The organism is uncultured Methylobacterium sp., from assembly GCF_964244095.1.
Classification (GTDB): domain Bacteria; phylum Pseudomonadota; class Alphaproteobacteria; order Rhizobiales; family Beijerinckiaceae; genus Methylobacterium.
The window spans coordinates 72,944-74,709 of record NZ_CAXTHR010000002.1 but is presented as its reverse complement, the minus strand read 5'-3'; the positions used below and the strand labels follow the sequence as shown (position 1 = coordinate 74,709).

The 1,766-nt window shown below is 70.9% G+C and carries 2 protein-coding genes and 1 pseudogene; all 3 read right to left on the bottom strand.

The features are described from left to right. Positions 1–622, bottom strand: a 622-nt coding sequence (locus ACFE86_RS00790) for a sulfate ABC transporter substrate-binding protein (protein WP_375453419.1), incomplete at its 3' end; no start/stop codon positions are given. 554 nt (positions 623–1,176) lie between these two features. Further along, complete coding sequence (locus ACFE86_RS00785) at positions 1,177–1,353, bottom strand: NepR family anti-sigma factor (RefSeq protein ID WP_375453411.1); 177 nt, start codon at positions 1,351–1,353, stop codon at positions 1,177–1,179. A gap of 204 nt (positions 1,354–1,557) precedes the next feature. Further along, positions 1,558–1,766: pseudogene (locus ACFE86_RS00780) on the bottom strand (hypothetical protein); the annotation flags it as partial.

Below are 1,766 nucleotides of genomic sequence, written 5' to 3'. Positions count from 1 at the left end.
GCAGCACGTCGCCGAGGCCGCGCTGCGCGAAGGTGACGGTGGAGCCGCGCGCGCCGGTGTCGAGCACCGGCACGTTCTTGTAGACCTGACCGACGAAGGCCTCGGCCTTGGCCGCGTCCTTGCCCTGGTTGTAGGCATAGCCCCAGGCGGCGAGGAAGTTCCAGCGCCCGCCCGCGGAGGTCTTGGGGTTCGGGGTGATGACCTTCACGTCGGGCTTCACGAGGTCGCCCCAGTCCGCCACGCCCTTCGGGTTGCCCTTGCGCACCAGGAACACCACCGTCGAGGTGTAGGGCAGCGACGTGTTCGGCTGGCGGCTGCGCCAATCCGCCGGGATCTTCTTGGTGAGCCGCGCGATGGCGTCGATGTCGGAGGGGATGCCGAGCGTCACCACGTCGGCGTCGACCCCGTCGATGACCGTGCGCGCCTGGGAGCCCGAGCCGCCATGCGAGGCGCGCACGGTGATCGTCTCGCCGGTCTTCGCCTTCCAATCCTCGACGAAGGCGGCGTTGACGTCGCGGTAGAGCTCCCGCGTCGGGTCGTAGGAGACGTTGAGCAGGGCGGTCTGCGCCTGGGCGCCGAAGGCCGCCGGCACGAGGCAGGCGGCGAGCCAGAGACCCGCCAGGGCGCGGCTGCGCCCGTTTCGGCCCGATGCGGTTCGCGTCACGTCCTGCTGGCTCACGTCGATCCTCCGATCATCACCGCGGTTGCCGGGCGCCGTTTCCGGGCTTGGCCGACCGCGTCGGAGCCATGTTTCGTTCTTTTTATCGAACGTTGTCAACCGGCAACGCTGGATGTCCGGCCCGGCGCGCCATCGGCTGCGCAGCCCGGCGACGGCGCGAATCCGCGCGTCGACCATCGGGACGACAGATTCCTGCTCCCGTCCTCCAGCGGACGAGAACAGGATCATACCGAAGCAGTCGTTTCTTAGAAAGAACGCCTCATCGCCGCCACGCAGCAGGACGGCACGCGGGCATGCAGGGGGCCGCGCGTCGCGACGGCCTCGCAGCCGGAAACGCCCGATCGGCCGGTCTCGAGGGAGGCGCCGGCTCACGGCCCGGGGACGCCCGCCGATCCATCGGACCTGCGAACGTCCGGGGATCGAGCCCGGCCGGGCGTGGAGAAACGTCGCGGTATGGAGGCTCAGGCCTCAGCTCAGGTCTCAGATCAGGTCTCAGCTCAGTTCTTGGGTCGGTCGAGCTGGGCGATCAGCGCCTCGAGGCGTTCGCTCACCGGGGCCGAGAGGCTGTCGGCGTAGAGGGTGCGCAGATTCTGGCCGAGATGGCGGCGCACGCCTGCGCTGAGCGGCGGCTTCGCCGGCCGCTCGCTTTCGGAGGTCCTCTGCGGCTTCGACATGACCACGGGGCCCTCGCCATCCTGCACGATCCGAACATGACAGCGGTTGGTTAAGGAGCCGTCATCGGCGATCGCGCGCCGCGGCAGAAGCCCCGAAGCGCAGCGGACGGCTTCCGCCGCGCGGGGCCGAACCCGCTCTTCCCGACCTGAGCCCTGGCTTCCTCGCGGCCTCTCTCATCCCGGCGCGTCGGCGGCATGCGGGTTCTATGGGTAGCCGTAGCGGCTCTTGGCGGCGGCGAGCAGGCTCAGGGCCTCGCCGTCGCGGCCGGCCGCGCAGGCAGCCGCGGCGCGGGCGAGGTCGGCGCCGAAGCGGTCGCCGACCGGCTTGTTGAGGTTGCCGGTGGCCACGTCGCTGTCGACCACGGCCTGCGTCCGGCCGATCGCCGGGCCGCAGCCCGAGCCCTGCGGCAGGA